The organism is Bradyrhizobium sp. (genome assembly GCF_035935975.1).
GTDB lineage: Bacteria > Pseudomonadota > Alphaproteobacteria > Rhizobiales > Xanthobacteraceae > Bradyrhizobium.
On the sequence record NZ_DASYWN010000044.1, the window covers coordinates 25722 to 48273 of the forward strand.

The 22552-nt window shown below is 64.7% G+C and carries 21 protein-coding genes; 11 read left to right on the forward strand and 10 right to left on the reverse strand.

Annotated elements, in window-relative coordinates; all coding sequences use genetic code 11:
• Positions 1 to 12 precede the first annotated feature (12 nt).
• On the forward strand, positions 13 to 2700 hold the full coding sequence (locus tag VGR99_RS26365) for a sensor domain-containing protein (protein ID WP_326902622.1): 2688 nt from the start codon (positions 13 to 15) through the stop codon (positions 2698 to 2700).
• Between the two features lie 39 nt (positions 2701 to 2739).
• On the forward strand, positions 2740 to 4200 hold the full coding sequence (locus VGR99_RS26370; protein ID WP_326902623.1) for a glycerol-3-phosphate dehydrogenase: 1461 nt from the start codon (positions 2740 to 2742) through the stop codon (positions 4198 to 4200).
• On the opposite strand, the gene VGR99_RS26375 is transcribed toward VGR99_RS26370, so the two are convergent.
• Both VGR99_RS26375 and VGR99_RS26380 read right to left on the reverse strand, forming a co-directional pair.
• On the reverse strand, positions 4197 to 4388 hold the full coding sequence (locus VGR99_RS26375) for a type II toxin-antitoxin system RelE/ParE family toxin (protein WP_326902624.1): 192 nt from the start codon (positions 4386 to 4388) through the stop codon (positions 4197 to 4199). The two genes, VGR99_RS26370 and VGR99_RS26375, sit on opposite strands and share 4 nt — an antisense overlap.
• A 108-nt stretch (positions 4389 to 4496) precedes the next feature.
• Entirely contained in the window at positions 4497 to 4739 is a 243-nt protein-coding gene (locus tag VGR99_RS26380; protein WP_326902625.1) for a hypothetical protein, read from the reverse strand.
• A 111-nt stretch (positions 4740 to 4850) separates the two neighbouring features.
• On the opposite strand from VGR99_RS26380, the gene VGR99_RS26385 reads away from it, so the two are divergent.
• From VGR99_RS26385 to VGR99_RS26395, 3 genes are read left to right on the forward strand one after another with little or no spacing between them, the layout of a single operon-like run.
• Positions 4851 to 6023, forward strand: a complete 1173-nt coding sequence (locus tag VGR99_RS26385; RefSeq protein ID WP_326902626.1) for an ABC transporter ATP-binding protein — start codon at positions 4851 to 4853, stop codon at positions 6021 to 6023.
• Positions 6020 to 6934 carry an ABC transporter permease gene (locus VGR99_RS26390; RefSeq protein ID WP_326902627.1) on the forward strand — a complete coding sequence of 305 codons (915 nt, stop codon included), beginning with the start codon at positions 6020 to 6022 and terminating at the stop codon, positions 6932 to 6934. Before VGR99_RS26385 ends, VGR99_RS26390 begins: the two co-directional genes overlap by 4 nt.
• A 4-nt stretch (positions 6935 to 6938) precedes the next feature.
• Positions 6939 to 7751, forward strand: coding sequence for an ABC transporter permease (locus VGR99_RS26395; protein WP_326902628.1), 813 nt, complete (start codon positions 6939 to 6941; stop codon positions 7749 to 7751).
• On the opposite strand, the gene VGR99_RS26400 is transcribed toward VGR99_RS26395, so the two are convergent.
• The 5 genes from VGR99_RS26400 to VGR99_RS26420 all read right to left on the reverse strand — a co-directional run bounded on the left by VGR99_RS26400 (position 7684) and on the right by VGR99_RS26420 (position 14136).
• Complete coding sequence (locus VGR99_RS26400; RefSeq protein WP_326902629.1) at positions 7684 to 8676, reverse strand: hypothetical protein; 993 nt, start codon at positions 8674 to 8676, stop codon at positions 7684 to 7686. The two genes, VGR99_RS26395 and VGR99_RS26400, sit on opposite strands and share 68 nt — an antisense overlap.
• 115 nt (positions 8677 to 8791) lie before the next feature.
• Entirely contained in the window at positions 8792 to 9643 is an 852-nt protein-coding gene (locus tag VGR99_RS26405; RefSeq protein WP_212026835.1) for a carbohydrate ABC transporter permease, read from the reverse strand.
• Positions 9640 to 10512 (reverse strand): sugar ABC transporter permease, encoded by an 873-nt coding sequence (locus tag VGR99_RS26410; RefSeq protein ID WP_326902630.1) that lies wholly within the window; start codon positions 10510 to 10512, stop codon positions 9640 to 9642. Before VGR99_RS26410 ends, VGR99_RS26405 begins: the two co-directional genes overlap by 4 nt.
• A 98-nt stretch (positions 10513 to 10610) precedes the next feature.
• Positions 10611 to 11996, reverse strand: coding sequence for an ABC transporter substrate-binding protein (locus VGR99_RS26415; RefSeq protein WP_326902631.1), 1386 nt, complete (start codon positions 11994 to 11996; stop codon positions 10611 to 10613).
• A gap of 208 nt (positions 11997 to 12204) precedes the next feature.
• The gene (locus tag VGR99_RS26420; RefSeq protein ID WP_326902985.1) at positions 12205 to 14136 is read right to left on the reverse strand and encodes an AsmA family protein; all 1932 of its coding nucleotides are present in this window, start codon (positions 14134 to 14136) and stop codon (positions 12205 to 12207) included.
• A gap of 278 nt (positions 14137 to 14414) precedes the next feature.
• Between VGR99_RS26420 and VGR99_RS26425 the strand changes: the two genes are divergently transcribed.
• The 4 genes from VGR99_RS26425 to VGR99_RS26440 all read left to right on the forward strand — a co-directional run bounded on the left by VGR99_RS26425 (position 14415) and on the right by VGR99_RS26440 (position 18225).
• A complete protein-coding gene (locus VGR99_RS26425) occupies positions 14415 to 15122 on the forward strand; it encodes a CoA transferase subunit A (RefSeq protein ID WP_232953878.1) in 708 nt (235 codons plus the stop codon).
• An 18-nt stretch (positions 15123 to 15140) separates the two neighbouring features.
• Positions 15141 to 15791 (forward strand): CoA transferase subunit B, encoded by a 651-nt coding sequence (locus VGR99_RS26430; protein ID WP_097660102.1) that lies wholly within the window; start codon positions 15141 to 15143, stop codon positions 15789 to 15791.
• Positions 15792 to 15813: 22 nt separating this feature from the next.
• Complete coding sequence (locus VGR99_RS26435; protein WP_326902632.1) at positions 15814 to 16449, forward strand: GNAT family N-acetyltransferase; 636 nt, start codon at positions 15814 to 15816, stop codon at positions 16447 to 16449.
• Positions 16450 to 16578: 129 nt separating this feature from the next.
• A complete protein-coding gene (locus tag VGR99_RS26440; RefSeq protein ID WP_326902633.1) occupies positions 16579 to 18225 on the forward strand; it encodes a hypothetical protein in 1647 nt (548 codons plus the stop codon).
• Between the two features lie 5 nt (positions 18226 to 18230).
• On the opposite strand, the gene VGR99_RS26445 is transcribed toward VGR99_RS26440, so the two are convergent.
• From VGR99_RS26445 to VGR99_RS26455, 3 genes are all read right to left on the reverse strand, one after another.
• The gene (locus VGR99_RS26445; RefSeq protein WP_326902634.1) at positions 18231 to 19112 is read right to left on the reverse strand and encodes an SUMF1/EgtB/PvdO family nonheme iron enzyme; all 882 of its coding nucleotides are present in this window, start codon (positions 19110 to 19112) and stop codon (positions 18231 to 18233) included.
• A gap of 52 nt (positions 19113 to 19164) precedes the next feature.
• Positions 19165 to 20262 carry a copper-containing nitrite reductase gene (gene nirK, locus VGR99_RS26450; RefSeq protein WP_326902635.1) on the reverse strand — a complete coding sequence of 366 codons (1098 nt, stop codon included), beginning with the start codon at positions 20260 to 20262 and terminating at the stop codon, positions 19165 to 19167.
• Positions 20263 to 20504: 242 nt separating this feature from the next.
• Positions 20505 to 20711 (reverse strand): hypothetical protein, encoded by a 207-nt coding sequence (locus VGR99_RS26455; RefSeq protein ID WP_326902636.1) that lies wholly within the window; start codon positions 20709 to 20711, stop codon positions 20505 to 20507.
• A gap of 160 nt (positions 20712 to 20871) precedes the next feature.
• Between VGR99_RS26455 and hemN the strand changes: the two genes are divergently transcribed.
• Positions 20872 to 22224 carry an oxygen-independent coproporphyrinogen III oxidase gene (gene hemN / locus VGR99_RS26460; protein WP_326902986.1) on the forward strand — a complete coding sequence of 451 codons (1353 nt, stop codon included), beginning with the start codon at positions 20872 to 20874 and terminating at the stop codon, positions 22222 to 22224.
• A gap of 109 nt (positions 22225 to 22333) precedes the next feature.
• Entirely contained in the window at positions 22334 to 22531 is a 198-nt protein-coding gene (locus tag VGR99_RS26465) for a DUF1858 domain-containing protein (RefSeq protein WP_027561005.1), read from the forward strand.
• The last annotated feature ends 21 nt before the right edge of the window (positions 22532 to 22552 follow it).

The following is a 22552-nucleotide window of genomic DNA, read 5'->3' on the forward strand; positions in this document are numbered from 1 at the left end:
CGCGGGTGGCTGATGGCTGAAAAGAACTGGCACGCGGGCAGCATGCTTCCGATTGCTGTGCAGGCCGTCATGTGCCTGGCCGGCGCGGTCGCGCCTGCGCGTGCCTTCGCGCTGTCGGACGGCCTGGAGGCGCCGAGCGCGTTCGGCAAGCTCGATCCCAACCTGATCTGGGAAGCCCTGATCGGGGGCATTGTCGTGTGCGCGTTCCTGGCGGCGGTCGCGTTGTGGGTCCATTCGGCCCTGCGCCGGACCAGGCGGTCGCAACTGCGGCGCAACGCCTTCATCTCCTCCGCCATGAACAATCTCAACCAGGGCGTGGTGATGACGGATGCGCAGCGCCGCATCATCTTCTGCAACGACCGCTATCTCGACATCTACGGCCTGGCACGCTCGGACCTCTGGTCCGGCATGAGCGGCTACGACATCCTCGAGATCAGGCGCAAGCGCGGCGTCCTCGGCGGCGTCTCCGACGACGAGTTCTACGACAAGGCGGCAAGCCCCAACGGCCTGATCACCGAGCTGCCGGACGGCCGCGCCATCCTGGTTAAATATTTCATACTGCCGAACGGCGGATCGGTGGCGACGCATCTCGACGTCAGCGAACAGCGCAGGTTGTCGCGACAGCTCGCCTCCACCAAGCAGTTCCTGGAAACGGTGCTGGACAACGTGCCGGCCTGCGTCGCCGCCAAGAACATCGAGGACGGCCGTTACATCTTCGCCAACAGCGCCTATGAGCGGTTCTGGGGGTTCTCGCGCGACCACGTGGTCGGCAAGAACGCGCGCGAGCTGTTTGCGCCGGCCTCGGCGGCCGCCATCGAGGCGACCGACCGCACCGCGCTGCTGGCGCCGGACGGACAGTACCGCAACGAGTTCGAGGTCGAGCGCGGCGGGGCGCGCAGCATGGTGGCCTCGATCCGCATCGTGGTCCGCAACGAGAGCAACAAGCCGGAATTCCTGCTGCTGGTGTTCGAGGACATCACCGACCGCCGCTCGCTGTCGCAGGAGCTGGAGAGCACCAAGAAATTCCTGGAACTGGTGGTCGACAACATCCCGGTGGCGCTGATCGTGGAGCAGGTCAAGGACGGCCGCTACCTGCTCGCCAACCGCAGCGCGGAGACGATCCTCAACCGCCGGCGCGAGGAGGCCACGGGCCTCACCGCGTCCGACATCTTCAATCCCAAGGAAGCCAAGCTGATCATCGCGCGCGACGAGGCCGCGATCAAGAAGCGGGGGATGATCACCGAGGAGCATCCGATCTCCACCAAGGACGGCCTGCGGCTGTTCCTGACCCGGCGCGCCACCGTGCTGAACGATGCCGGCGAGCCGCAATATCTGATCAAGACCCACGAAGACGTCACCGACCGCCGACAGACTGAGTCGCGCATGGCGCACATGGCCTATCACGACGGCCTGACCGACCTGCCGAACCGCGCCGCCTTCCTGCAGGCGCTGACCCAGATGATCGAGGCCTGCGAAGGCACCGGCGAGGAATTCGCCGTGCTCTGCGTCGATCTCGACGGCCTCAAGGAGGTCAACGACGTCTTCGGCCATGCGCTCGGCGACAAGCTGCTGATCGAGGTGGCCCAGCGGCTGCAGGATTCCGCGCGTGGCGGCGTGGTGGCGCGCCTGTCCGGCGACGAGTTCGGCCTGATCATCGACGGCAAGCAGCCCGAGGCCGGCCTTGCGCTGGCCCAGCAGATCGGCGAGGCCATCGCGCAGGAATTCCAGATCGACGGCCGGCCGGTCCGTGCCGGCGCCACCACCGGCATGTCGATCTTCCCGCACAATGGCGCCGACGGCGCCTCGCTGCTTGCCAATGCCGGTGCGGCGCTGTTCCGCGCCAAGCAGAAATCGCGCGGCACGATCAGCCTCTACCAGCCCGAGATGGACCAGCAGATCCGCGATCGCCGCGTGCTGCACCAGGACCTTTCGATGGCGATCAAGAACGGCGAGCTGTCGCTGGCTTTCCAGCCGCAGGGCATCGCGCGCCTCAGCGTCGCCGAGAGCGACATTATCGGCTTCGAGGCTTTGGCGCGCTGGCAGCATCCGGTCCGCGGCCAGGTCTCGCCGGCCGAATTCATCCCGATCGCCGAGGAGAGCGGCCTGATCGTCGAGATGGGCGAGTGGATTTTGCGCGAGGCCTGCCGCGAGGCGGCGTCCTGGCCGAAGCCGCTGCAAGTGGCGGTCAATCTGTCGCCGGCGCAGTTCATGCACGGCGATGTGGTCGGGCTGGTCCATTCCATCCTGATCGAGACGGGCCTTGCGCCCGGCCGGCTCGAGCTCGAAATCACCGAGGGCGTGCTGATCGAGGACTTCGATCGCGGCCTGGCGTTGCTGCGCCGCCTGAAGGCGCTCGGCGTGCGCATTTCGATGGACGATTTCGGCAGCGGCTATTCCTCGCTGAGCTATCTCCAGGCGTTCCCCTTCGACAAGATCAAGATCGACCGCGCCTTCATCATCAATCTCGGCCGCAACCCGCAATCGGCGGCGATCGTGCGCGCCGTGATCGATCTCGGCCACGGCCTCGAAATGTCGATCATCGCCGAGGGCGTCGAGACGGTCGATCAGCTCGCCTTCCTCGCCAAGGAGGGCTGCGACGGCGTGCAGGGCTATCTGCTCGGCAAGCCGCTGCCGATCGGCAAATATGCCGGCCTCGTCGGTCGCGCCGAGGCCATGGAGCTTGCGCTCAAGACCGGCTAGTGGTGGTGGGCGCTTCCTTCGCTCCCTCTCGACGGCTTCATGGCGGATTACGACCTTGCGATCATCGGCGGCGGCCTGAACGGTGTCAGCCTTGCGCGCGATGCGGCCGGTCGCGGCCTGCGCGTCATTCTGTTCGAGCAGGGCGATCTCGGCGGCGCGGCCTCGTCGGCGACACCGCGGCTGATCCATGGCGATCTGTCGGTGTTGGAGCGCCGCGGCTTCTGGCGGGTGCGGCGGGCGCTGGCCGAGCGCCGGATCTGGCTCGCCATCGCACCGCATCTGGTGCGGCCGATGCGCTTCGTGATTCCCGCGCATTCCGACCAGCGGCCGCCATGGCTGCTGCGCGCCGGTCTATATGTTTATGACGGCCTGACGAAGCGCGGCGGCCTGCCGCCGTCGGTGACCCTCGACATCACCCATCACCCCATCGGCAACGCGCTGAAGCGCCCGTTCGGCATGGCGTTCGAATATTCGGATTGCGTTGTCGACGATTCCCGTCTGGTGGTGCTCACGGCGCTGGATGCAGCCGAACGTGGCGCCGCGATCCGCACCGGAGCACGCTGCGTCCGGGCCGACAGGACCGACACCTGGCGGCTTGCCGTGGTCGATCGCGGCCACCGCCGCACGGTCACGTCGCGCGCGCTCGCCAATGCCACCGGCGCCTGGACGCCGATGGTCGCGGAGACCGTGCTGCGGCAGCCGCAGCCCGCGATGGCGGCCATGCAGATGAGCCAGATCATCGTGCCAAAACTGTTCGATTCCGACAACGTTTACGTCTTCCAGCACGATGATGGGCGGCTGATCTTCGCGCGGCCCTTCGAGCGCGACTTCACGCTGATCGGCACGGTCACGCGCGCCTTCACCGGCGATCCCGCGATCGTGGCGATGCCGGGGGCCGATGTCAGCTATCTCTGCGAGGCGGCCAGCCGCTATTTCCGCGCGCGCGTTGCTCCGACCGACGTGGTCCGGACGGTCTCTGGCGTCAACCTGACGCTGGCGTCCGCGCGCGGACGTGACGGCACGACACTGTTCCACGCGCGCCGGCGCAAGGCGCCGCTGATCACGATGTTCGGCGGCGACGTCACCACCTCGCGTCTGCGCGCGGAGCGGGCCGTGACACGGCTGACACCGTTCTATCCGATGTCGCCGCCCTGGACGGCCGGCGCGGCGCTGCCCGGCGGAAATTTTGCCTGGAATCGTTTCGACCACGAAGTTGACCTCGCGCGCGATCGCTGGCGCTTTCTCTCGGAGCCGGAGGCCCAGCGTCTCGTCGCCGCCTATGGCTCGCGGCTGTCGGCGGTGCTCGGCGAGGCGAAGACGCGCGAAGAGCTCAGCCCAGCCTTCGGTCCCGAACTCACCGCCGCCGAAGTGCGCTATCTCATGACCCACGAATGGGCACGCTTCCCCGAGGACATCCTGTGGCGGCGCTCCAAGCTCGGCCTGACCATGCCGGCCGCGGACCGTGACGCACTTGCGGCGTTCATGGCAGGCATGAACTAGACCGAGCCCCGCTTTCCCGGCATTCCGCCGGGATCACGAGCGCCATGACGGATAGCGTGGATAATGATCTCCTGGTTCCCGACCTCGTAGAAGACGAGAAATGGGTAGGGTGTTGTAGTCAGTCTTCGGATGTCCGGATCATCGGTCCGTAGACCGATTTCGGGATGCGTCAGCAACAGGCTGATCACGTCCTGAATGCGCTTTTGGACGCGCGCCGCGCCCTGCGGAGACGCTTCCGCAATTGTAGGTCAGTATGGAATCGAGGTCCGCGAGCGCCGGAAGCGTGTAGCGGAGCTTCACAGGCCGTGCTTGGCCCAAGTCGCGCGGACTTGAGCCTCGGTTGCGAACTCGCCCCGTTTGGCCGCCTCCTTGGATGCGGCAATTGCCGACCTCTCATCATCCGAGAGGATGACGGGAGAAGCTGCTTCGGTGCCGGCGAGCTGGAGCACGATCCGCGCAATGTCATCCTGCGCGTCTGCAGGCAGACTGCGCGCGATCTCCAGGGCCTGATCCAGCAACTTGGTCATGTCGGTGATCATACGCCTTTTGACGTTCGGCATGAAGGCCAATTTGGGACGATCTGCCCCGAACCGGTTGAGCAAAAGCTGATCGGCCGCTAGCGTGCGGCGGAATCGGGGTTGGCAGGGACCATGACGGACGAGTTGCCCAGAATAGACACCGCGAAGGATGCGGCCGGTGGAGATGCGCTGCCGCTGGCGGGGCAGCCGCTGCTGCGCATCGAGAAGGTCGCCAAGACGTTTGGGACGTTCCGGGCCGTGGATGGCGTGTCGCTCGACATCAAGGCCGGCGAATTCTTCGCGCTGCTGGGCCCGAGCGGCTGCGGCAAGACCACGCTGCTGCGGATGCTTGCCGGATTCGAGGCGCCGGACGAGGGACGCATCCTGCTCGGTGGCAAGGATATCGCGCAGGCACTGCCGCACGAGCGCCCCATCAACATGATGTTCCAGAATTACGCGCTGTTTCCGCATCTCTCCGTACGCGACAACATCGCCTTCGGCCTGAAGCGCGCCGGCATGGCGCGTGCCGAGATCGCGACGCGCGTCGCGGAGATGGTCGCGCTGGTGAAGCTCGAGGGGCTCGAGAAACGCAAGCCCGACCAGCTCTCCGGAGGCCAGCGGCAGCGTGTGGCATTGGCGCGTGCGCTGGCGCGCCGGCCGCAATTGCTGCTGCTCGACGAGCCGCTCGCCGCGCTCGACAAGAAGCTGCGCGAGAGCACGCAAGGCGAGCTGATGGAGCTGCAGCGCCGCCTCGGCATGACCTTCATCATCGTCACCCACGACCAGGAAGAGGCCATGACGATGGCGAGCCGGATCGGCGTGATGAAATCAGGCAAGCTCGCCCAGGTCGCGTCTCCGCGCGAGCTCTACGAGGCGCCGCGGTCGCGCTGGATCGCGGAGTTCGTCGGCGACATCAACCTGTTCGACGGCGAGTCCAAACTGCGCGACGGTCATCGCCTGGTCATCGGCACGCGGGATGCCGGTGCGCTGGTCGTGGCCGAGCCGCGCGAGCCGGTCGGCGCGGGAAAATTCTCGGTCGCGATCCGCCCCGAAAAGGTCAAGCTGTCGCGCCGCGGTCCCGTGAGCGAGGCCGGTCGTGAGACGGCGATCAACCGGCTCGACGGTGTGATCGCCGACATCTGCTATCTCGGCGGGACCACCAGCTACAAGGTGAAGCTCGACACCGGCGGGATGATTGAGGCCTCCGTCGCCAACAGCGCGCGCCTCGACGTCGACGCCTACAGCCTGAACCAGAATGTCGTCGCCTGGTTCTCGCCTGACGATTGCGTGGTGCTGCCGTCATGAGCGGGCGCCGCATTTTTGGGCGGCCGGCGCGCTTTGCGGCGATCGCGCCCTACGTCTGGATGGTGCTCTTCTTCCTGGTGCCGTTCGCCTTCGTGCTGAAGATCAGCTTGTCGCAGACTGCGATCGCGCAGCCGCCTTACGAGCCGGTGTTCGACCTGACCGCGGGATGGGAGGCGCTGAAAGCCGCCTTTGCCGCGCTGTCGATCGACACTTTCAAGCTGCTCGGCTCCGACGACATCTACGTGTTCGCCTATGTGCGCAGTCTCACCGTTGCCATCACCGCGACCGCGCTGCTGCTGCTGATCGGCTATCCCATCGCCTATGGCATGGCGCGGCTGCCAAAGCGCTGGCAGGCGCTGGCGATGGTGCTGGTGATCGTGCCGTTCTGGACCTCGTTCCTGATCCGCATCTATGCCTGGATCAACATCCTGCAGCATGACGGCCTGCTCAACCAGATCCTGCTGGCGCTGCATCTGGTCAGCCAGCCGGTGGTGTGGCTCTCCACCGATACCGCGATGTATATCGGCATCGTCTATTCCTACCTGCCGTTCATGATCCTGCCGCTCTACGCCACGCTGGCGAAGATGGAGCCGGCTTTGGAAGAGGCGGCCTCTGATCTCGGCGCGCCGCCCTGGCAGGTGTTCTGGCTCGTCACCTTTCCGTTGTCGCTGCCGGGTGTCGGGGCCGGCGTGCTGCTCTGCTTCATCCCGATCGTCGGCGAGTTCGTCATCCCGGACCTCCTGGCCGGCTCCAATTCGCTGATGATAGGCCAGACCCTGTGGCTCGAGTTCTTCACCAACAAGGATTGGCCGGTCGCTTCTGCCGCGGCCATCGTGCTGCTGGTGGTGCTGCTGGTGCCGCTGCTGCTGTACGAACGGCTGCAGAAGCGGCAGCTGGAACAGGGACGGTGAGCCGATGCGCAAGGTCTCCCGCCTGTCCCGCTTCAACATCGCCTCGCTCGCGCTGGGGCTGGCGTTCCTTTATTTGCCGATCCTGATCCTGGTCATCTATTCCTTCAACGCCTCGCGGCTGGTGACGGTGTGGGGCGGCTGGTCGCTGCGCTGGTACCGCGAGTTCTTCAATGACCGCGCCATGATCGAGGCGGCCTGGATGAGCCTGCGGGTCGCGGTCTCCTCCGCGACCATCGCCACGCTGCTCGGCACGCTGGCGGCCGTGGCGCTGTCGCGCGGCGAGCGTTTTCGCGGCCGTACGCTGTTCTCCGGCATGCTCTATGCGCCGCTGGTGATGCCGGAGGTGATCACCGGATTGTCGCTGCTGCTGCTGTTCGTGGCGCTGAGCGCCGAGCGCGGCTTCTGGACGGTGACGATCGCCCACACCACGCTGACGATGTGTTTTGTCGCCGTGGTCGTGCAGTCCCGCCTCGGTTCGCTGGACCGTTCGCTGGAGGAGGCGGCGATGGACCTCGGTTGCAACCCGGTCCGCGCGTTCGTCGCCGTGACGCTGCCGCTGATCGCGCCCGCGATCATCGCAGGCTGGATGCTCGCCTTTACCCTGTCGCTCGACGATCTCGTGATCGCGAGCTTCACCACGGGCCCCGGCTCGGCGACGCTGCCAATCCGGATCTATTCGGAGGTGCGGCTGGGGGTGAAGCCCGAGATCAACGCGATCTGTACGCTGGTGATTGCTTTGATCGCGGTGGTCATCGTGATCGCTTCGCTCGCTTCAAAACTGTCGAGCTCCCAGGGCGAGAGCGCGGCGCCGCTGTAGCCGTTCGTTCGGCGACCCACGCGCGGGCCCCGCTCTGGACCGCCGCGCCGAGCTGGCGCAGTGCGAGGCTGTTGAGCGGAAATTCGAGCAGGACGTGGATCAGGCTCAGCGCCAGCAGGAAGGTGAAGCCGAACGCGTAATCGTAGAAATAGAGCGCGGTGGATGCGGCGCTGGCAGCGATCATGGCGGCGAGCCGCGCCTTCGGCACCTCGGCCCAACGGATCACGTCGGCTTTGATGAACCAGTTGAGGTAATGGTAGGTGTAGACGAAGGCGAGCAGGCTCGTCAGCCTCGTGTCGAGCACGAGGCCGGGCACGCCGAACAGCCGGCTGAGGGCCGGGCCGACATTGCCGAAATAGTCCTGTGCGACGCGGGCGAAGCTCGCGATCCGGATCTCGGCGGTCGGCGGCAGCAGCAGGATCGTGGCGACCGCGACGAGGTAGACGACCACCAGCGCAGCCTGCATCCGGCTGCCGGACCGGTACGCACCGAGCACCATGAAGATCAGCGTGAACAGCGAGACGTGGACCAGGGTCGGAAGCAGGATGCCGACCACGGCAAGCGAGGAGCCGCTCCAATACATGATCGCCGACAGGGCGATCGCCGCCATGAACAGCAGCATGCTCTCGACCGCCGACGTGGTCGCCGCCAGCATGGCGCAGACGACCAGCGCCCCCCACATCGCGAAGCCGAACCAGTAGGCGTTGTCGATCAGTGCGGCGCCGGCGGCGACGATGGCCAGGGCCACGGCAATTCCGCGGTGGGGAAGGTAGTAGCTGCGATCGTGCAGCCAGGAGATCTCGGTGAAGTAATGCGCCGGGCCCAGTACGACATAGGCCAGCAGCAACAGCTCGAACGGCACCAGATAGGCTGCCGCGAACGCCAGCAGCATCAAGCCGAGATGGATTGCGTCGTTGTTGCGCATGATGCCGGGCCCCCGCCTTTGGGACACGGAGGTTAGAGCAGCCGTGGACAATCTTCAATTGTCCACGGCGTTGCTCAAAAGCCTAGCCTGCAGCGCCGCGAGGCGTCCTGTCGCGTCAGGACTTCACCGCGCCCGCCGTGAGCCCGCCCACCATGTAGCGGCGGAAGGCGTAATAGACCGCAGCCGGCGGCAGCGCGTAGATGAAGCCGGTGGTCATCAGCAACTCCCACGGCGAATCGTCGGCGGCGAGGAAGTTGCCGAGCGCGACGGGCAGGGTGATCTCGCGGTCGTTCGAGAGCAGCAGGAACGCGTAGAGATATTCGTTCCAGGCGAGGAGCACCGCATAGGTGCCGATCGCGACCAGCGACGGCATCATCAGCGGCAGGTACACTAGGCGGAAGATCTGCAGCGTGGTCGCGCCGTCCATCACCGCGGCTTCGTCGAGCTCGACGGGGAGCTTGTCGGAGGCCTGCTTGAGCACCCAGATCGCATAGGGGCTGGCGATCGTCACCATCGCCAGGATCAGCGACCAGTGATTGTTGAGCAGACCGTAATTGCCCATGGTGCGGTACATCGGCACCGCGAGGAACGCTGCGGGGATGAAATAGGTGAACAGCGCGAGGTTCAGCACCATGCGCCCGCCCGGCACCTTCAGCCGCGAGATCGAGAACGCGGCAGCCGTGGCGATGAACAGCGTCAGCGCGCCGACGGCGGCTGCGATCAACGTCGAATTCCAGAACTGCACGTAGAAATCGCGCAGGAAGTAGTGCTGCTGCTTGAACACGATTTCGAAGTTGTGCAGCGTCGGGTGATCCGGCCACAGCTTGCCCGAGAACGCGTCCTCCTTGGGGGAGATCGCGAACAGGAACATGTGGTAGATCGGGATCATCGTCCACAGGAAGACGGGGATACCGATCAGGAGCAGCCGCGCTTCCGTCGCGACGTCACGGAGAGAGGGAAGCTTCATCGCGACAACCGTTTCATCATGAAATACACGAGCGGCAGGACGAACGGCATCGCGCAGACGATGGAGGCCATCGCGAGCGAGAGCTGGTCGAGCCGGAGATAGCGGATACCGAGCGTCGCCAGCACATGCGTGAGGTCGGCCGGACCACCGCCGGTGAGCAGATAGACGCTGTTGAAGTCGCCGAGCGTCCAGATCATCGAGAGCAGCGTGCAGGTGACGTAGAGCGTCTGCATCGACGGCCAGGTGATGAAGCGGAATTTCTGCCACCAGCTCGCGCCGTCGACCTCGGCGGCCTCGAACAGATCGTGCGCGATCGCAAGGCGGCCGGTGATCAGGATCAATGTCCAGAACGGCAGCGACTTCCAGATGTGGACGCCGATCGCCATGCTCAGCGCCACGGTCGGGTCGTTCAGCCAGTTCGGGCCGTCATCGCCGGTGAAGGAGAAGATGAGGTGGTTGATCACGCCCCATTCGGGATTGAACATGAAGCGCACCGACAGGATGGTCGGGATCGACGGCACCGCCCAGGGCAGGATGAAGATCACCGAAAGCCATTTGATCCAGGTGCGCTGCTGCGCGAAGAAGCCGGACAGGAACAGCGCGATCAGCATCTTGATGTTGATGCCGATGACCAGGAAGATCAGCGTGTTGACCGCGGCGCGCGCGAAGATCGGATCGTGATACAGCGCGACGTAATTCGACGGGGCCCGCGCCAGCCACAGCCCGTAACAGACGGGATAGACCACGAAGGCAAGGAAAACCAGCAGATAGGGCGCGAGCAGAACAATGCCCCAGACCTGCGTCGGGGTTAGCCGCGACGACAAGGGCGGGCCGGGCATTGCCTGATCGCCAGAGAGCGTGATCGCCATTCTTTTCGGACTCTTTGAAAGGACTTCCGGCCGCACGAGGCGGCCGGTGTTAGCTGTTAGCCTCTCCCCGCGCCAGCGAGGAGAGGGAGAAAGACAAGTCAGCCTGCAACCTGCTTGATGCGGACGATCATCTCGTCCACGGCCTTGTCGACCGGGACCTTCTCGCTGACGACCCGGTTCATCGCCTTGGCCCAGATGTTCTCGTTGTTGAGGATCGTGAACTTCCAGTTCTTGGTGAAGTCGAACGCCGCCGTGCCGCCGGTGAACTGATTATAGACGGCCTTGCGGTGCTTGTCGGCCTGCCAGAACGGGCTGGCCTGGCTTTCCTTGGTCACCGGGAACCAGCGGCCGAGCGCGCCTTCGATGTAGGGACGAACGTTGTCTTCCTGGAGCAGGAAGCTGATGAACTGCTTGGCCTCGGCCTTGTTCTTGGCCGCGGTGAAGACCAGTCCGGTCTTGACGTCCGAGCGATAGCGGATGGTCGAACCATCCGGCGCCTTCGGGAAGGACGCGGTGACGATGTCCTGCTCATAGGCCTTCTTGCCGGCGGCACGCTGTTCCTCGGTGAGAGCCTGGTTCTGCGAATCCTCGTACCACTTCGCCGCGATCGAGATCGTGAAGTTGTGGGTCATCACGATGGTCTTGTTGTGGAAGGCGACGTTGTTGTCCGGGTCCTTCCAGGTGGTCGAGGACGGCGGGGTGCAACCCTTGATGTAGGTGTCGGTGTAGTCCTTCAGCGCGCTGATCAGGTTCTCGCGCACCTTGGGATCGTCGACCAGCAGCTTGCCGTCGTCGTCGACCAGCTTGACGTGATAGGCGTCCATGAAGGTGTAGAACGACTGGAAGGCGTCGGTCGATTCCACGCCCATCGGCTGGCCGACACCGTAGATGCGCTGGCTGGTCGCCTTGCGGATCGCCGGCTGCACCTTGTCGCACCAGAACGTCCAGTAGCCGGCCCAGTCGGTCGGGATGTCGGCGAGCTTGAAGCCTGCCTTCTCCAGCATGTCGTTCCAGATCTCGACATGCATGCTCTGCTGCTTCAGCGGGAAGCCGTAATAGGCCTTCTTCTTGGTGACGTCGTTATAGAGGATCGAGGCGTCCAGCGTGTTCTGCACGAACCGGTCCTTGATCGGCTCCATGACGTCCGTGAGGTCCTCGAGCTTGCCCTCATAGGCCCACTTGCCCTGCGCCTGGACGTCGTAGGAATCAGAATAGGCGACATCGGGCACGGTGCCGGCGTCGAGCGCGGCGACCGTCTTCGGAATCATGTCCTGGATCGCGTACTGCGACAATTCGACCTTGATGCCGGTCTTGGCTTCGAACTTCTTGATCGTCTCGAGCAGCGCGTCGTCTTCGGAGCGGTAGAAGCCCTTGCCCCACCAGACAGTAATCGTCTTCTGCTGCGCAAAAGCGGGTGCAGTGGCCGCGAACAGCCCAGCCGCAGCGACCGCAAATGACACTGCGCCAATAACCTTGGATCTCACGTTTTTCTCCCTCAAACGGCCGGTGTTTTTAACCGGTCGCATAAAACACTAGCGCATGGCGTTGAGCCGATCTAGCGGCATCTTGTCAGACCTAGGTCGTGGGGGATCGGCTGGAGGAGATGCTTAATGCGCGCATCGATCCAATCGCCGCATCAATTCGCCCTGATCAATTCGCACATGATCGAGCTGCGCCGGACGAGCGTCGTCCTCAGTTGGACTTCGCGTTGTCCTTGGCGCTTTCCTTGGCGTTCTCGGCTGTCGGCTGGTCGGCCGGCGCGGGGCGCTTGACGCCGGTGATCTTCTCGATGACCGAGCGCACGGTGTCGCCGGTCTGGCCGTCCTTCTTGAGCAACTGCGCGCCGAAGGGCGAGCGGCGGATCAGGACGTCCGAATCCGGGAGGATCAGGGGATCGTCCCAGGGGCCCTGCACCACGAAGGGCAATTCGAAACCCGACGTCGTGTTGAGGCTCGCCACACCCTTCATGTCGTATTCGCGCGCCGGCACGGAAGCGGTGCCGGTCATCGTGATCTTCGCCGCCGGGCCTTCGATGCGGATGTCCTCGGCCGTGGCGACGCCGTCGGAGAATTTCAGCGCGATGATGAGGTTGCTGTAAGGGGTCGAGCCGCTGCGGAAATTGCCGCCGCCGGACAGCGGCCGCCGCTCCAGCCGCTTCAGGAGCTGCTCGGCGTTGAAGCCCGCGATGGCGCCGTCGTGCCCGGTCACGGTGGCGCTGCCGTCGAGCGACTGCACGAGGCCGAACGGGCTCGAGCCGGAGGCCAGCAGCGAGACGTTGATGTTGCCGCGGCCGGACAGCTTGTTGAGGCCGAACAGCTCGGTGGCGCAGGCCTGCAGGTCGACGTCGGTGAACTGGAATTGCGCCTTGATGTCGGCGACGGTATCGGAGCGGGCGATGCCGAACGAGCCCTTGGCGATGCCGCCATAGACCTGGGCCTCGCCGACCGAGAGCGCGAGCGTGCCGTTACGCAAATTGGCGCCGATCGCGGTGCGGCCGAGCTTGGTCGGGCCGACCGTCAGCCTGGCGGCCGACAGGCGCATGTCGAGATCGGTGGTCGACAATCCGTTGAGATCGAACAGCTGCCTGTTCCAGTCGCGCGCGCCGCTCGCGACCAGGCGGAAGGTCGAGATATAAGGTGTGAAGTCGAGCGTGTCGGCGGCAAGCGTCGCCTGCAGCGTCTGCCGGCCGTTATTGGCGTAGGTCATGACGCCTTCGGCGGCGTTGCCGTCGAGCTCGACATTGACGTTGGTGAGCGCGATCGAGGCGCCCACGACATTGGCGCGCGCCTTCAGCGCGAAGCGGCCGAAGCCGCCGCTGCCGGGCTGCGGCTGGCCGGTCCAGCGCAGTGCGTTGCGCAGCGACGGGCTGTCGATGGTGAGCGTGCCCTCCATCATCGGGCTGGTGCGGTTGGCGACGCTGCCGTCGAAGGCGAGCTTGAGCGGTGGGCTGGCGATCCGCGCCTTCAGGCCGGAACGATCGCCGGAGAGCGCGGCGACGAAATCGGAAAAGCTGATCGAGCCGTCGACGCGCTCGCCGCGCCAGTCGAACTGCCCGGTCGCGGCAAAGGAGCGCGAGATCGAGGGCCAGGCCAGCGACAGGTCGATATCCTCGAACTTCTCGGTGGCGTGGGTGGCGGCATCCTCGTAGTTGAGCACGCCGTCCTGGATCCTGATCTCGGAGAACGACACCTGGTTCTCGGCGCCGGGCTTCATGGTGCGCGCGATGGTCTGGATGAAGGGCGTCCAGTTGCTCTCGCCGTCCGGCTTCAGGCTGACGTGGATGTGCGGCCGCAGCAGCGTCAGGTCGGCGATCTCGAAGCGCTGCAGCAGCAGGGGCAGCAGACGCAGATTGGCGGTGAGCACGTCGACATGGAGCGCGGGATCGCTGGTGCCGCCGCCCTTGAGGCCGACGTCATGGAACGAGACGTAGCTCGCCGGCAGCACCGAAATGTCGATGTTGCCTGCCACGTTGAGCTCGAGCCCGGTGACGTCGCGGATCTGGGCTTCGACCGCCTTGCGCAACGCGTCGCGGTTGATGAGCCATGAGGTCGCGATCAGGGCGATCAGCGCGACGCCGAGCAGCGCCGCGATCGGCGTCCCGAGGCGCTTCATTCCTTGGGCCATGGTCAATGGCATGTCCTGATCGGTTTGGTCGTTGGAGCCGGAAGGGCGGGCCGAGAAACCTGCGCGCCCCCGCGCCCAAGCCCTGTCATGTTAAGTGCCGCAACTTGATGGGTTTTCTTGTCGCTTTCAAGGCCGTGGACGGTTCTGCCCACGGGCTGGGCAGCTTCTACCACCGGCGCGCCCGGCGGAGAACCCCGTATCATTGACGGCTTCGGACGATTTCGCCTAATAATCGCCGCCAATAGAGGCGCGACGCCTGCAAGCCGAAGGTTTCCTGTATGAACAAGGTCTATCCCGACGCCAAGTCGGCCCTCGACGGCATTCTCAAAGACAACATGATGATCATGTCGGGCGGCTTCGGCCTCTGCGGCATCGCCGAGGAGCTGTCGGACGCGATCCGCGAGTCCGGCGTCAAGGGCCTGACGGTCGTCTCCAACAATGCCGGCGTCGACGGCATCGGCCTCAGCCGCCTGCTCGAAACCCGCCAGATCAAGAAGATGATCTCGTCCTATGTCGGCGAGAACAAGCTGTTCGCCCAGCAATTCCTCGCCGGCGAGCTGGAACTCGAATTCAACCCGCAGGGCACGCTGGCCGAGCGCATCCGCGCCGGCGGCGCGGGCATCCCGGCCTTCTACACCAAGACCGGCGTCGGCACGCTGATCGCCGAAGGCAAGGAAGTGAAGGAGTTCGACGGCGAGAAGTACCTGATGGAGCGCGGCCTGTTCGCCGATCTCGCCATCGTCCACGCCTGGAAGGGCGACACCGCCGGCAACCTCATTTACCGCAAGACCGCGCGCAACTTTAACCCGATGATGGCGACCGCCGCCAGGATCACGGTGGCCGAGGTCGAGCATCTGGTTCCGGCCGGTGAACTCAATCCCGACCACATCCACACGCCCGGCATTTTCGTGAAGCGCATCGTCGAGGTCGGTACGGCCAAGAAGCGCATCGAATTCCGCAACACCCGCCCGCGTACCGCCGCTTAAGCGCATCAGGAGACTCACATGGCCTGGACCCGTGAACAGATGGCTGCGCGCGCCGCGAAGGAACTGCGTGACGGCTACTACGTCAATCTCGGCATCGGCATCCCGACGCTGGTCTCGAACTTCATCCCCGACGGCGTCGACGTCAGCCTGCAGAGCGAGAACGGCATGCTCGGCATGGGCCCGTTCCCCTATGAGGGCGAGGAAGATGCCGACCTCATCAACGCCGGCAAGCAGACCGTGAGCGAGCTGCCCTCGACCTCGTATTTCTCGAGCGCGGATTCGTTCGGCATGATCCGCGGCGGCCACATGGACCTGTCGATCCTCGGCGCCATGCAGGTGGCCCAGAACGGCGATCTCGCCAACTGGATGATCCCCGGCAAGATGGTCAAGGGCATGGGCGGCGCGATGGACCTCGTCGCCGGCGTCAAGCGCGTCGTGGTGGTGATGGAGCATTCGGCCAAGGACGGCTCGAAGCTCCTGAAGAAGTGCAATCTGCCGCTGACCGGCGAGCGCGTGGTCGACATGGTCGTCACCGATCTCGCCGTCTTCACCATCGACAAGCACGGCGACGGCGGCATGGCCCTGATCGAGCTCGCCGACGGCGTCACGCTCGACGAGGTCAAGGCCAAGACCGAGGCGGAATTCCGCGTCGCGCTGAAGAACACGTAACGCGGCCGCAAAGGGGGCGCGCATGACGATACGGTCTGCGCGTCCCGAAGACGCCGATTTCATCGCAGGAATTATTCTGTCATCGATGCGCGGCTATCGGTCGCGCGGCTGGTTCGACGTTGCGCTCGGCTGGCCCGATGCGCAGTGCCGCGATTTCATCGCGCGCATCGCGCTCGCACGCGCGGTGTCGATGTGGCATGTCTCGCAATTCCTGGTCGCCGAGGTCGATGGCAAGCCCGTTGCCGCGCTGTGCGCCGTGCCTGCAGCGGACACCGGACCCGCGGCCTGGCGCGCGATCGAGGAGGTCGGTGCCGCGATGGGGCTCGCTCCGGCGGAGCTGAACGCCATCCGCCAGCGCGGCGCCTACACGCGCGCCTGCTGGGTTCAGGGCGGCGAGGGCGATTGGATGATCGAGCATGTCGCGACCGATCCCGCCTATCGCGGCCGTGGTCTGATGCAGGCGTTGATTGCCCACGCGCTGGACAAGGGGCGGGCGGCCGGCTTTGGCCGCGCGACGATCTCCTTCCTGATCGGCAACGAGCCCGCCGAGCGTGCCTACGCCAAGGCCGGCTTCGTCCTTGCCGAGGAGAAGCGCGATCCGGCTTTCGAGACGATCATCGGCGCGCCCGGCTTTCGCATGTTTGCCCGCGCCCTTTGATGCGCAATCCCGGCTGCCGTGCCTGCAGCCGACGTCGCTGCATCCGCAAAAACAACTACAACTTGTTGCGGTTGTTGATTTCGCCTAAACTTCAGCGCGGCGCGGCTTGGGACGGGGGGAGACGGGGGCATGGCATTCTTCAACGCCTACAAGGCGACGGTGACCGAGGTGCCCACATATTTCATCGAGAGCACGGCGCCTAACAATGTCGACGACCGGGTGCCGAGCAAGCCGCAGAAATTGGACAATCTGACGCTCATCCCGGACTCCAACGATGCGATCAAGATGATTGCGCGCGATCTGGCGGGGCCAGGACGCCCGAATCTGGTCGTGATGGTCCATGGGTTCAACAATCCGCTGCCGGACGTTCTGAGCACCTATACGAGCGCCGCGATTGCGGTGAACGGGGACGAAGAGATCCGCAAGGCGGGCGGCGTGGTTTGCGTCGGCTACCGATGGCCGTCGGAGCGTATGGGGCAGCCATTGCATGGGACCTGGGATGCACTGCCGCAATTGCCGACCCGCATTCTCTATCTGGGTCTGCTGCTGGCGGCAGTGCCGTTCTTGGTGTTCTACCTCGTCCCCGATGGCGGCCACCGGATCGTGGATGTGCTCCGAAGCATCTGTGCGCTGGCCTTCGATCATCTCTTCACGATGACCGGCTTGACGCTCGTCGGCCTGATCCTGACGAGCGCTTTGTTGCGGGCCATCGTCTATTTTCGCGACAACTATCGTGCGTCGAACTACGGCATCCCCGATCTCGTCCAGATCATCCGGGCGATCGACGAAGAGCTTCTGCAGCAGCACTATCAGGGAAAGAAGGAGGACGCCGACCAGAGCCGCGCCCAACTGTCCTTCATCGGCCATAGCATGGGGGCATTCGTCGTCACCAATACGATCCGTACGTTGTCGGATGTCTTTGCGACGCCGGTGAGATCCCTCAACGCGTTCGGAGCCGCCGCTCCGGTCCCCTCGGAAGAGCTGCAAAAGCTTGGCAAGACCTTCATCCTGAAGCGCTTCGTGCTGGCTTCGCCGGATATTCCTGCCGAGGCGCTATTGGCAAATCGCGGCAACTTCCTGGCCTCGGTGCTGTCGCGCTTCGAGGAGGCCTATCTGTTCAGCAACGAAGGTGACGAGGTGCTGCGACAGATATCGACATTGGCGAACTATTTCGTGTTTCCGACGAAGAACAGCAATCACGGGTTCCGGCTCGGCAACGTCGAAATCCTCTCCAAGGGATACGGGTCGATCCCTTCAAACAAAGACAATTTCCTTCGCCAATTGCGTGTCGGAAATCTGACGCTCCAGCAATTGAACAAGAAGCTCGTCGAAGCCGAGGTTGATCGTCAAGGTTCGGCCGCCGCTGCGGAGCATCTGCGCCCATCGCCGCTTCCCGAGGTCTTCACCTATTTCGACTGCACTGACTATGTCGATCTGGACAACGACGACAAGGAGCGGCCGCTCCTGACCTTCGCGAAACGGTTCAAGCGCGACGACGCCAACGCAAAGATGCCGTTCCATTCGCATCTGCGCCTACTGTTCGCCTATCTGTTTTGGCGCAGGCCGAACGTGCACGGTGGCTATTTCGAGGGAGCCTTGTCACAGCGCCTGATCTATCGGCTTGCCTGTCTTGGCTTCCACGGCACGATGGCGGCATTCGGATCCGAAGCCAGGTTTGGAGAGGACTGCAAGGACAGGCAGATCCGTGTGATGATATCGCCATCGCTGCGGGATCAGCGGCCGGGGCCGGCGGCTGCCAAAATTCGCGTTGGCTGACGGGCTCAGGTTCTCCGCACCGCCCACACCTTGCCCCAGCGCGCCGACACGCTTGCGACCCACGACGTTTCCTCGCGCACCAGGCGGAAGCCGAGATTGGCGGGCGGCACGCCTTGCGCGCAGCCGCCGGCGCGGGCGTCGCGGATGAAGTCGGTGACATAGGCGCGGTGCGCGCCCTCGGCGACGCGGACGCCGCAATTCACGGTCGGACGGCCAGCCTTGCCGGTCTCGTCGATCCGCGAGCGCACGAAGCAGGTCGAGGTCCATTCCCAGACATTGCCGGCGATGTCGGCGATGCCGTGCTCGTTCGCGCCGAACTTGCCGAACGGATAGGCCGTGGTGTCGGAGAGGTCACGCTCGGATTCACGTTCATAGCGGCTGAGCCAGCGCTTGGAGGGATCCTCGGCGTCCACTGGCGCACCGTCGTCCTTGAAGCGTGAGCCCGCCGCAAAGGCCCATTCCGCATCGCTCGGCAGGCGATAGGTATGACCGGTCTTGCGCGACAGCCAGGTGGCATAGGCTTCGGCATCGTGCCAGTTCACCTGTACGACGGGACGATCGAACGCGATCGCGACGCCGCGATCGAGCGCGCGGCAGCCGCCGTCCTGCACGCAGAGCTGATAGTCGGCGGAGGACACCTGCTCGCGCATGATGTGAAGCGGCTTGGTGAAGCGCATCGCGCGCAGCGGCACTTCCGCCTGCTGCCCGCCGCGCGTGAAATCGCCGGCCTCGCGGTAGGAGATGTCGCCCGGCGCGACGCTGACGATGGCGGGCTCGGTCGCAGTCCCCTGCACGGTGATGTTCGAGACCAGCGGTGCGACGGCGAGCGGCCCTGCCAGGCCGGCGGCGCAAGCCAGCGCCAGTTTCAGTTTGAATGCGATCAACATGGTCGTCCCCCGAAGAAAGAAGGGGCCGGTGATGACCGGCCCCTTGTCGCGTCTAGTTGGTGTTGGGAGCCGGTATCTCCGCAGGCGCCTTCACCTGGGTCATCAGATCGTCGTTCCACTTGCCTTCGACCTTGAAGTGCGCGGTGGCGCCGAGGTCAGCGGCCTCGATCAGATTATGCGTGACGTATGCATAGATGCCGGGCTGCAGGAACTTGTAGAGCGCAGCTCCCGCCGAGCCGCCGCGGATGAACCAGGTCTCGAGACCCGTCTCGGGCGCGTTGGAGAACTTGCCGGTCTCCCAGACATAGTCGCCATGGCCGCCGATCAGATGCGGGCGGCTGTCGCGATTGGCCTGCGAATGCACGATCAGCACGTTCTCGCCGACCTTGGCCGTCAGCGCATTCTTGCCGGTGAGCGCGCCGACCTTGCCGTTGAACACGACATGGGACGGGATCAGCTTCTTCATCACCTCCTCGGTCTCGGTGAAGGCTTCACCCGGCGAGTCGTAGGACTTGAACTTGCCCTTCTCGTCGCGCGGCACATACATGTCCTGCTCGCCGATGTAGTAGACCTTGTCGTATTTCAGCGCGTGGCCCTTGCCGTCGTTCAGCCCGTCGCGCGGCAGCACCATCACGGCGCCGTTCATGCCGGAGACGACGTGCCAGGGGATCATCGGGCCGCCCGGGGCGCAGTGATAGACGAACACGCCGGTCCGCGTGGCCTTCCAGCGCAGCACGACCTGCTCGCCGGGATTGACCAGCGTGAGCTCGGCGCCGCCGAGCGCGCCGGTCGCGGAGTGGAAGTCGATGTTGTGCGGCATGGTGTTGGTCGCGGGATTGACCAGCGTCAGCTCGACATAGTCGCCTTCATGCACGACCATCAGCGGGCCGGGCATCGAGCCGTTGAAGGTCATGGCCTGGAAGGTCGTGCCCTTGTCGTCGATGACCACCTTCTTCTCCTCGATGGTCATCTTGAATTCCATGATCTTCGGACCCTGCGTCGTGGCCTGCTCGTGCGCGTGCACGAAGGGCGGGGCGACCAGCTCGACCTTCTGCCGCGGCAGCTTGAGATCGCTGGCAGCGAAGGTGGGGGTCGCGAGCATCAGAGCGGTCGCGGCGGCGCTGATCAATGCGGCTCTGCGGGTGAACATCGGAAGCATCCTTCATGTGAAAGGGTTTTGATGACGGATGCAGTGTGCGCCTATCCTGGCAAGTGTGTTTGCGCTGCGACAAGCTTTTGCCGGATTCGCCTCCGGTAAATTCCTTAAGAGCTGTGACGAAAGTCGCATCGGCGATGCGACAAATGCGATGACGCATCACGCGACGTCGGCCGCACGCGCGGCAAATCACTCGCATGTTCAAATGCGCTTGGTTGTAAATGAATGGTTGTCGATCAGAAGAGCTGGATCGCAATCCAGACCGTGCCCCAGAGCGCGAGCGAGAGCGCGGCAAAAACGACAGCCGTAATCGCCAGCACGCGCACGATATGGCTGATGCCAACGGTGGGCGCGGCGGGGGCGGGACGGAAATCGTCGAAGCGAGGGATATGACCGCGAACGCCGATGAGCCAGAGAACGAGATCGAGCGCGAGCGGCGCCATGGCTTATCTCCAGGAAGCGATGATTGAACGTCATTATCGGCCAAATCCGGCGCTCAGACTTTGAGCAAGCGCAAGGTCGCCTGTCCGAAAACGGGTAATCCAATGCCATCCGGGTTCTGCCGCCCCATCGCGCGGTATCGATTTACGAATGGGTAAAGATATGAGGACCGATCTCGCAGCGAGCTACGGCGAAGAACGCCTGCCGCGCTACACGAGCTATCCGACCGCGCCGCACTTCTCTCCGGCGATCGGCGCGGACACCTACGCCCAGTGGCTGTCCGAGCTGCCCGCGGGCGCCAGCGCATCGCTCTATCTGCATGTGCCGTTCTGCCGCGAGATGTGCTGGTATTGCGGTTGCCATACCCAGATCGTCCGGCGCGACGGCTTGATCGCGGCCTATCAGCGGACGCTGCGCAGCGAGATCGCGCAGGTCGCCGAGACCATCGGCCGCCGCATCAAGGTCGAGCACATCCATTTCGGCGGCGGCACGCCGACGACCATGGCGCCGGAGGCTTTTGCCGAGTTGATGGCGGCGATGCGTCACGCCTTCTTCGTGCTGCCGTCGGCCGAGATCGCGGTCGAGATCGACCCGCGCACGCTGACCGCCGAGATGGTGGAGGCGATGCGCCTCTCCGGCGTCAACCGCGCCAGCCTCGGCGTGCAGAGTTTCGATCCGGTCGTGCAGCGTGCGATCAACCGGGTGCAGAGCTATGAGCAGACGGCGTCCGTCGTCGGCATGCTCCAGCGCGCCGGCATCAGGGGAATCAATTTCGATCTCATCTACGGGCTGCCGCACCAGACCGTCGGATCCTGCCTCGACACCGTACGGCGCTCGCTCGAGCTCGGGCCCGACCGCTTTTCGGTGTTCGGCTATGCGCATGTGCCCGCTTTCAAGAAGCATCAGCGGATGATCAACGAGGCGGCCCTGCCGGACGGTCTCGCGCGTCACGATCAGGCCTGCGCGATCGCCAATGCCTTGAAGGAGGCAGGCTATGTGCAGATCGGGCTCGATCATTTCGCCCGCCCTGACGACGCCATGGCCGTCGCCTTTGAAGATCGGACGTTGCGGCGCAATTTCCAGGGCTACACCACCGACCGTGGCGAGGTCCTGCTCGGCTTCGGCGCCAGCGCGATCGGCCATCTGCCGCAGGGCTATGTCCAGAACGAGGTGCAGATCGGCGCCTATGCGCAAAGCATCGCGAGCGGTCGCCTTGCCACCGCGAAGGGCTATGGGCTCACCGACGACGACAGGCTGCGCGCCGACATCATCGAACGCATCATGTGCGAGTTCAGCGCCGATCTCGGCGACATCTGCGCGCGCCATGGTGCAGAGCCCGAAGCGATGCTGCAATCGGCCTCGCGGCTGAAGCCGCTGATCTCGGACGGCGTGGTCAGGCTCGACGGCGATCGTCTCGCGGTCGCGAACGATTCGCGCTTTCTGGTGCGCAGTGTTGCCGCCGCGTTCGATGCGCATCTGGATCCGGGCAAGCAGTTGCACAGCCGGGCGGTGTAGTTCACCTCTCCCCGTAAGAACGGGGAGAGGGAGAAGCAACGGCCAGCTTGCGCTTCAACAAAGAAACCCAACCCCGCTCCGCTATCGTCATCTCGGAACGGAGTTGTCCATGCCCTTTCGATCCGACGATCTGGTCGATGACATCATGCGAACGGCGCCGCACACGATCCGCGTGTTCCTCGCCTTCAGGATGGCCTGCGTCGGCTGTCCGATCGCAACCTTCCACACGGTGGAAGACGCCTGCCGCGAGCATGGCATCGACCAGGACAAATTCCTCGCCGCGCTGTGCGAATGCGTGCCGGCGTGAGGCGGGTTGGAGTTCGCGCGG